Genomic DNA, 8131 nt, shown 5'->3' on the forward strand with positions numbered 1-8131 from the left:
TGGGGCAAGAGCGTTTTGCTTACTTTTGCGCTTTTCAAAAGTGAGCCGCCGTCAGGGCGGAACCCTAAGTCGCCGTTACCGCAGAAACGGATATGTACTCGGTCCAATCCAACATCCTGATCGGCCCAGAGGCCGCCATCGGGGGCAAGCCCCCTCCCACATTTGGTTCTTCACAGTGCCTGAATCAGGCTTTTGGCAGGGCAATACCCTGGCCCATCTGCACGGGCGAGCCCGCCAACAATGCTTCGGTCCATTTCACCTGATCCGGCCCGAACAGCACGATAGCGGTCGAACCCAGCTTGAAGCGCCCCAGCTCCGCACCTTTTTCCAAGTGAATCGGCGCACGGGCAGCTTCGTCGTAGCGAAAGGTTTTCAGTTCGCGCTTGGGCGGCGTTACCAGCCCGGCCCATACGGTCTCAATCGAGGCCACGATCATCGCGCCCACCAATACCACCGCCATCGGCCCGCGTTCGGTGTCGAACAGGCAGACCACCCGCTCGTTACGCGCAAACAGTTCCGGTACGTTCTCGGCGGTGGTCTGGTTCACCGAGAAAATTCGCCCTGGCACATAGACCATCTCGCGCAAGGTACCGGCCAGTGGCATATGCACCCGGTGGTAGTCCTTTGGCGACAGGTAGATGGTGGCGAAGTCGCCGCCCATGAACGGCGCAGCCAGCGCGGCGTCGCCGCCCAGCAGTTCCAGCACGCTGAAGCTGTGGCCTTTGGCCTGGAACACACGGCCATGTTCGATCGGGCCGAGCTGGCTGACGGCACCGTCGGCCGGGCTCAGTACGGCGCCCGGCGTTTGATCCAGTGGGCGCGCGCCGTCTTTGAGTGCGCGGGTGAAGAAGGCATTGAAGTGCTCGTAGGCGGTCAGGTCTTCAACCAGCGCCTGGGACATGTCCACCTGGTAACGCTTGGCGAACCAGCGGGTGAAGGCATTCTTGAACCAGCGCACACGGCACTCGGCAATGCAGCCGGCCAGGCGCGAGAGCAAGTGGTGTGGCAGCAAATACTGGCTGAGGATAAACAACTGCTTTTTCATAACTGTCCTTAAACCTTAAATCTCAACGGGGGTGTCGGGGTGGTTGCCCCATTCGCCCCAGGAACCGGCATAACCTTTGACTCGTGGATAACCGAGCGCCTTGGCCACCAGGTAGGTGAAGCCAGAGCGGTGGTGGGTCTGGCAGTGGGTGATGATTTCTTTATCGCGGGTCAGCCCGAGGTCTTCGAGGATTTGCGGCATGTCGCGGCGGATGCGCAGGCTGCGCGCCGTGTCCATGCCGGCGGTCCACTCGAAGTTCACGGCGCCGGGGATGTGCCCGGCTTTGGCCGCGAGGACTTTTTCACCGGAGTATTCCAGCGGGCCGCGTGCGTCCCAGATAGCCAGGTCGGCCGCGCCGAGCCGGCTTTGCAGGTATTCGCGGGTGGCGGTGGGGCCGTCATGCAAGGTGAGGCTGACCGGGCCGCCGACGGGGGGCGGCACCTCGGTGGATAACGGGTGCTTCTCGTCCAGCCACGCCAGCAGGCCGCCGTCGAGGTAGTGGTATTTCTGATGGCCGATCACGTCGAGCATCCAGATAAAACGCCCGGCCCAACCGCCGCCCTCATCGTCATACACCACATAAGTGGCATCGGGTGTGTGGCCCAGTTCGCCGAACAGCTTTTCCAGGTCGGCCTTGTTTGGCAGCAGGCCCGGCGCGGGCGGTTGGCCCAACTGGGTGCGCCTGGGGTCAACGAAATGCGCGCCGGGGATATGCCCTTCGGCGTAGCGGGCGGCACTGGTGAGGTCCACCAGAATCAGGTGTTCGGCATCAAGGCGACCTTGCAGGTCGCTGCATTCGATCACCAGCGGCAAGCCAGAGAAGTCAGGCATGTGAGGTCTCCTGGGCACAAATGTTGGCGATAAAGGAGGGCGATTGTAGCGCAAGCATCAGGCGCTGCGGTTGGTAAAGCTGTGCAGGGCTTTTTCGACGCATTGCGCGGTTTTGCCGAAGGCTTGCACGGTGGTTTCCGAGAACGGCCCGCCACCCTGGTCAGCTACCATCAGCATGACCACGCGGCCATTACAGCTCAGCGAGCGCAACAGCAGGTGCTCGCCGGTAAACAGGCGGCGCAGGATCGGTGGCAGCAGGGCGGCGAACTGCGCATGGTTGTCAGGACCGAGACGCACCTGGGCGGACTTTTCCAGCAAGCGTTGCAGCAATGTACTGTTGACCACATCCAGGCTCAGGTTGGCGGCGTCCTTCGGCAAGCCATCGGCCTGATGCACACGCAAGGTGCTCAAGGCGCGATCGGCCATGAACAGCAATACGCGCTGCATGCCGCTGGCGACCAGGGCTTCCTTGGCGCACGTGGTCAGGTGCATCGCATTGGCAAAGCGGCTCGGCTCGACCAGCAGCTCCGTGCAACGGTTGCGCCACAGCGCCAGTGCTTCAGCCGTGGGCGGTGGCGCGGGCAGCAAGCCACGATGGACTTTTTGCACGTGCCACGGCCAGATCAGCGACAGCGCCGGGTGCCAGAGATCAGGCATCAGGGTGCTGCGGGCGCTGGTGACCGCTTGCTGGTGAACCTGCTGCTGCACATCGCCCAGTGGCTCTTGCAGGTACAGCGCAGTGAGGTATTGCCAGCGCTCGGTGTGCGGGCAGGTCCAGGACTCCTGCGCCGACAGCGCCAGGCCGTTGGCCAACAGCACCGTGTTGGCCGGCTGATTCAGCCAGCGACGCAGGTTGGGTTCGGCGTCGAGTAACTGCTGGTGGCGCAGCGGGTCGTCTTCGCGGGCGATACGCAATGCCTTGACCAGCAGACGCCGCTCGCCCAGCAGCAGGTTATAGCCCTGGGATACCCAGATCGGCAGGTGCCAGGCCGCAGTCAGGCCAAGGCACAGGTCCAGCAGGCGCACGCCGAATACTTGCTGCTCGACCTTGCGCGCCGACTCGCCCTTGTGGATCACCCGCAGCTCCCATTCCTCAAGCAGCTTGGGGTAGGCCACGGCCATCGGCCACAACGGTGACAGAAACAGCAGGCTGCCCCAATGGATATCCTGCCACAGGCGCGCCAGGCGGCTGCCGAACAGGCCGTTGGCTTGCTGGGACGCGTGCTGGCTGACCAGCAGCAGTTGGCGCAGCGCGACGGGAATCTCGCGGGCCGGCACCGACGGCAGGCGCACCAGCAGTTCTTCGGCGCGTTTAAGGCCGAGGCGATTGAGCGCCACTTCGAGGTTTTCCGCCGGTTCCGCCAGGCTGCCGTGGGTGTGGCTGTTGGCCTCGCGCATCACGCTGAGCACCAGGGCCGGGCTGTCTTGCATCAGCTCGGCGATGTCCCTCAATGAGCTGCGGCTGTCGCGGATCGCTTTGCACACGCGCTCATGGCTGGCCTGGGGAACGGGCAGCAGCACGTCGTCCAGGCGCTGGATCCAGGCGGCGAGGGTGGTGGGTCTTGCAGTTGGGACTGTCGTTTCATTAGCCATGATTGGGGCGCGATCATCATATGTGTTCAACACACCCGTAACGGGCTGAATTGGCTTTTCGCCTTAACGGGCTATAGTCTGGCGCAGTTTCGCCGATAAGTAGAACAAGAGTTTTTCAGCTGCACCCACTATGTCCATGAACCCGACGGCGCAAGTACAGATCCCCTATGGCTAAAATTATCGGCATCATTGTCGTCATCGCAAGTGTGCTCGGCGGGTACGTCCTGTCCCACGGTAAAATTGCCGCGCTGATTCAGCCTTTCGAAGTGTTGATCATCGGCGGCGCCGCCTTTGGTGCCTTCTTGCAGGCCAATCCGGGCTACATGACCATGCACGTGATCAAGAAGTCGCTGGGCATGTTCAGCTCGCGCTTCTCCCACACGTTCTATCTGGAAGTGCTGGGGCTGGTCTACGAGATCCTCAACAAGAGCCGCCGCGAAGGCATGATGGCCATCGAAGGGGATATCGAAGACGCCGCCGCCAGCCCGATCTTCGCCAAGTACCCGGCCGTGCTCAAGGACGAGCGCATGACCGCGTATATCTGCGATTACCTGCGCATCATGTCCTCCGGCAACATGGCGCCCCATGAGCTTGAAGGCCTGTTCGACATGGAGCTGTTCAGCCTCAAGGAAGAGCTGGAGCATCCTTCCCACGCCGTGACCGGGATTGCCGACGGCATGCCGGGTTTCGGTATTGTCGCGGCGGTACTGGGTATCGTGGTGACCATGGCCTCCCTGGGCGAGGGCGATCAGGCGGCCATCGGCATGCACGTCGGTGCGGCGCTGGTGGGCACCTTCTTCGGTATCCTGGCGGCCTACGGTTTCTTCGGCCCGCTCGCCACCTCCCTGGCGCATGACGCCAAGGAAGAAATCAACCTCTACGAAGCGATCAAGGCGTCCCTGGTCGCCTCGGCGTCGGGCATGCCGCCGTCGCTGGCAGTGGAGTTCGGGCGCAAGGTCTTGTACCCGAAACATCGCCCAAGTTTCTCCGAGCTGGAACAAGCGGTTCGCGGTCGCTAAGCCATGGAAAACAACCAGCCGATCATCATCAAGCGCGTCAAGCGCTTCGCCGCGGGGCATCACGGCGGCGCCTGGAAAATCGCTTTCGCCGACTTCGCGACGGCGATGATGGCGTTCTTCCTGGTGCTGTGGCTGATGTCCACCGCCACCCCTGAACAGAAGATCGCCATTGCGGGTTACTTCAAGGACCCGATTGGTTTTTCGGAAAGTGGTACACCCTTCGTAATCGATCTGGGCGGCTCGCCGCAGCTGGCGCCGGAGCGCACCATCAATCCGGAAGTTGAGACCGAATCGCCTCAGGAGAAAATCCCGATCGAGCGCGATCAGGTCGAAACCATGGCCGAACAGGTCGAGAAAGAGCGACTTGAGCTGTTGCTGCAGGAACTGCAGAACAAGGTTGAGGAAAACCCGCAACTGCTGAAATTCAAGGATCAGATTTCCTTCGAGATCACCCCGGAAGGCTTGCGTATCCAGATCACCGACGCCGCCAACCGGCCGATGTTCGATTCCGGCAGCGCGCGCTTGAAGCCGTACTTCGAAGATATCCTGCTGGCCATGGCCGACACCATCAAGGCGGTGCCGAACAAGATCAGCGTCAGCGGCCACACCGATGCCAAGCCCTATGCGGGGCAGGGCGACTTCGGCAACTGGGAACTCTCGGCCAACCGCGCCAACGCCGCCCGCCGCGCGCTGGTGGCCGGCAGCTATCCGGACCCGCAAGTGGCGCGGGTGGTGGGCTTTGCGTCATCGCAGTTGTTTGATCCGAAAGATCCGTTCAACCCGATCAACCGGCGTATCGATATCGTTGTGTTGACCAAAAAGGCCCAGCGTGCGATTGAGGGCGATCAGCCGCCGCCACCGCCTGCACAGGGTGAGGGCGCCCCCGGTGAAGTGCCGGCGGACCCGAACGCGCTCCCGCCAGGTCAGGAGCCGCTGCCGGCCCATGAGCTGCGTCAAAAGCTGAACCTGTTTGATGACGGTGGGGTGAAGGACCCGACGGTGCCTGCGCCGGCGCCGGGGTCGTAAGCGGCTTCTATAAGCCACACATGAAAAAGCCCCGATCATTCGGGGCTTTTTCATGTGTGGTCAGAGTGGCAGGTACGCTTTGATACCACCGATTACGCCGCGCATATCATCAGCGCACAGGCGTGGTACGAAGTACTCTCGACCCTTGGCGCGAGTCTTTCTATGCAATTTGTCGAGGCGTTCGAAGCTGACGGTGTAAATCATGTCGCATTTCACCCACAGCTCTTTATAACCGTCGGATTGAAGTGGGTTGGCGCGTAGTAGAGGGTGCCAGTCGTACTGGATTTCTGGTGCGGTCGAGGAAATCGGCACAACGGTGCACAGCTTGCGATTATGTGTAGAGGTTGGGGATATCACTACGACCTTACGGATCTTCAACATCTCTGGCGCTACAAAACCTCGTGTGAAGTCACACAGCAGTACATCGCCTTGTTTGGGGTGATAGTAGAGAGCCAACTGTTAATTCCCCACAAAAAGCAAAGCCGCCCGAAGGCGGCTTCATTCGACACGCAGCGGAGCTTGCTTCGCCCCTTCTGCGCCGCTGGATCAACTCCGAAAAGGATCCAGACTCCTGCCAGCTTTCGCTGGTGACGGAGCAATTATGGGCATCAGGAAATCCGAATACAAGCTGGCGTGTGTGTATCAGCCACCCAGTTGACCCGGATTCTTGATGCCTGCTCCTGTTAAATCAATGGGCTAGGGCGTTCAGCACCCTGGTTTATGTGTATCAAGAAATTGACCGTCAATAACTGCTCTCAGGCAAGCTCGCAATAATCGACCGATAGCTGTTCATCCGCTGCTGCTGCACACGGCCATCCTCCAGCGCCTTGAGCAGTGCACAGCCCGGCTCGCGGTCGTGTTTGCAGTCGCGGAAGCGGCAGGTGCCGATCAGGTCGTTGAACTCGATGAAGCCTGCTTCCACGTCGCTGCGGCTGACATGGCCGAGGCCGAATTCACGAATGCCCGGGGAGTCGATCAGTTCACCGCCACCGGGGAAGTGGAACAGCCGTGCGGTCGTGGTGGTGTGCGTACCCTGGCCGGACAGTTCCGACAGCGGGCCGACGCGGGTGTCGACTTCCGGCAGCAGGCTGTTGACCAACGACGACTTGCCCACGCCCGACTGGCCGACAAACACGCTGATGCGCCCGTCCAACTGCTGTTGCAGCTGTTCCATGCCGTTGCCGTGATGGGCCGACACTTCCAGCACCGGGTAGCCCAGGGTGCGGTAGACCGCCAGCAAAGCGTTGAGCGCCGGAGCATTCTGTTCGTCGATCAAGTCGAATTTGTTCAGCAGCAGCAGCGGGCGGATACCGGCATGCTCGGCGGCGACGAGGTAGCGGTCGATCAGGTTGGCGTGGGGCTCGGGCAGCGGCGCGAACACAATCACAATCATGTCGACGTTGGCCGCCACCGGCTTGAGCTGACCGCGGCTGTCGGGGCGGCGCAGTTCGGTACTGCGTGGCAACTGGGCGACGATCACGCCGATGCCCTGGTTGCCGGCGCGCCACACGACTTTGTCGCCCGTGACCAGCGCGGGCAGGTTGGCGCGCAGGTGGCAGCGGGACACCGTGCCTGCGAGTTCGCCTTCCAGCGCCTCGACTTCGACCTGCACGCCGAAGTGCGCGATCACCAGGCCGGTTTGTTCGGGCCCCAGGTCGCCGCCCTCGAGCGCTTCCACGGCGGAGGATTCACGTTTGGCGGCGCGCGCTGCGCGTTCACCTTGAATCTTTTCGATGCGCCAGTTTTGGCGACGATTGAGCTGGCGTTTGGCCATTGGTGTTCCGTGTCGATAATGCAAAAGTTGGGTAAAACGGTCGCGAGTCTAGCACGGCGCCGCCTGCTAAACTGCGCAGCTACGCCAAGGTGCCAAGAGAATCAAGCCATGCAAAACCCACAGAACCTGATTTGGATCGATCTGGAAATGACCGGTCTGAACCCCGACACCGACGTCATCATCGAGATGGCGACCATTGTCACCGACAGCAACCTCAACACCTTGGCCGAAGGTCCGGTGATCGCCATTCACCACAGCGATGCCGTGCTCGCCACCATGGATGAGTGGAATACCCGCACCCATGGCAACTCGGGCCTGACCCAGCGGGTACGCGACAGCCGCATCAGCATGGCCGAGGCCGAAGCCGAAACCATCGCCTTCCTGGAAAAATGGGTACCCAGGGGCAAGTCGCCGATCTGCGGCAACAGCATCTGCCAGGACCGGCGCTTCCTTTATACGCATATGAAGGGGCTGGAAAGCTACTTCCATTATCGCAACCTGGACGTGTCGACCTTGAAGGAGCTGGCCGCGCGCTGGGCGCCGGAGGTCAAGGACAGCTTCCATAAGGGCAGCACGCACCTGGCGCTGGACGATATCCGCGAGTCGATCGCCGAGTTGCAGCATTACCGCAAGCATTTCATCAAGGCTTGAAATCGGCGCGACCGCTGGACATGTGGGAGGGGGCTTGCCCCCGATGGCGGTGTGTCAGGCCCGGATTCATTGACTGACACTCCCTTATCGGGGCATAGGTATCTACACAACTCAGCAGCGCTCAACCGCAACCACGATGCGAAGCGAGCCGCTCTTGATCTGGCTTTTGATCTTGATCTCAGGCGCCCCGTT

The 8131-nt window shown here is 61.5% G+C and carries 8 protein-coding genes; 3 read left to right on the plus strand and 5 right to left on the minus strand.

Translation table 11 applies throughout. The annotated features are described in order from the left end of the window. Positions 1-184: 184 nt before the first annotated feature. The 3 genes from asd to BFP90_RS11415 are packed head-to-tail and all read right to left on the minus strand — an operon-like array spanning position 185 to position 3469. Entirely contained in the window at positions 185-1045 is an 861-nt protein-coding gene (gene asd / locus BFP90_RS11405; protein WP_065896721.1) for an archaetidylserine decarboxylase, read from the minus strand. A 15-nt stretch (positions 1046-1060) separates the two neighbouring features. Further along, positions 1061-1876: a thiosulfate sulfurtransferase gene (rhdA, locus tag BFP90_RS11410; protein WP_065894488.1), complete on the minus strand. Its 816-nt coding sequence runs from the start codon at positions 1874-1876 to the stop codon at positions 1061-1063. A 57-nt stretch (positions 1877-1933) separates the two neighbouring features. Beyond that, positions 1934-3469 carry an HDOD domain-containing protein gene (locus tag BFP90_RS11415; protein ID WP_065894490.1) on the minus strand — a complete coding sequence of 512 codons (1536 nt, stop codon included), beginning with the start codon at positions 3467-3469 and terminating at the stop codon, positions 1934-1936. 167 nt (positions 3470-3636) lie between these two features. Here BFP90_RS11415 and motA point away from each other — a divergent pair, with 167 nt between their 5' ends. Together motA and motB are read left to right on the plus strand one after the other, a co-directional pair. Then, positions 3637-4488: a flagellar motor stator protein MotA gene (motA, locus tag BFP90_RS11420; protein WP_065886533.1), complete on the plus strand. Its 852-nt coding sequence runs from the start codon at positions 3637-3639 to the stop codon at positions 4486-4488. A 3-nt stretch (positions 4489-4491) separates the two neighbouring features. Beyond that, the gene (gene motB, locus BFP90_RS11425) at positions 4492-5514 is read left to right on the plus strand and encodes a flagellar motor protein MotB (protein ID WP_065894492.1); all 1023 of its coding nucleotides are present in this window, start codon (positions 4492-4494) and stop codon (positions 5512-5514) included. A gap of 60 nt (positions 5515-5574) precedes the next feature. On the opposite strand, the gene BFP90_RS27315 is transcribed toward motB, so the two are convergent. Both BFP90_RS27315 and rsgA read right to left on the minus strand, forming a co-directional pair. Further along, positions 5575-5970 (minus strand): type II toxin-antitoxin system PemK/MazF family toxin, encoded by a 396-nt coding sequence (locus BFP90_RS27315; protein ID WP_083203225.1) that lies wholly within the window; start codon positions 5968-5970, stop codon positions 5575-5577. A gap of 286 nt (positions 5971-6256) precedes the next feature. Then, entirely contained in the window at positions 6257-7288 is a 1032-nt protein-coding gene (gene rsgA / locus BFP90_RS11435; protein WP_065886530.1) for a small ribosomal subunit biogenesis GTPase RsgA, read from the minus strand. 108 nt (positions 7289-7396) lie between these two features. On the opposite strand from rsgA, the gene orn reads away from it, so the two are divergent. Then, positions 7397-7939, plus strand: a complete 543-nt coding sequence (gene orn / locus BFP90_RS11440; RefSeq protein ID WP_065886529.1) for an oligoribonuclease — start codon at positions 7397-7399, stop codon at positions 7937-7939. Positions 7940-8131: the final 192 nt, after the last annotated feature.

It is taken from the genome of Pseudomonas sp. 24 E 13, assembly GCF_900004715.1.
Lineage (GTDB): Bacteria > Pseudomonadota > Gammaproteobacteria > Pseudomonadales > Pseudomonadaceae > Aquipseudomonas > Aquipseudomonas orientalis_A.

Excerpts from the sequence above, each read along its gene's own strand:
- asd (WP_065896721.1), bottom strand. The coding sequence starts at position 1,045 with ATGAAAAAGCAGTTGTTTATCCTCAGCCAGTATTTGCTGCCACACCAC.
- motA (WP_065886533.1), top strand. The coding sequence starts at position 3,637 with ATGGCTAAAATTATCGGCATCATTGTCGTCATCGCAAGTGTGCTCGGC.
- rsgA (WP_065886530.1), bottom strand. The coding sequence starts at position 7,288 with ATGGCCAAACGCCAGCTCAATCGTCGCCAAAACTGGCGCATCGAAAAG.
- orn (WP_065886529.1), top strand. The coding sequence starts at position 7,397 with ATGCAAAACCCACAGAACCTGATTTGGATCGATCTGGAAATGACCGGT.
- rhdA (WP_065894488.1), bottom strand. The coding sequence starts at position 1,876 with ATGCCTGACTTCTCTGGCTTGCCGCTGGTGATCGAATGCAGCGACCTG.
- BFP90_RS11415 (WP_065894490.1), bottom strand. The coding sequence starts at position 3,469 with ATGGCTAATGAAACGACAGTCCCAACTGCAAGACCCACCACCCTCGCC.
- motB (WP_065894492.1), top strand. The coding sequence starts at position 4,492 with ATGGAAAACAACCAGCCGATCATCATCAAGCGCGTCAAGCGCTTCGCC.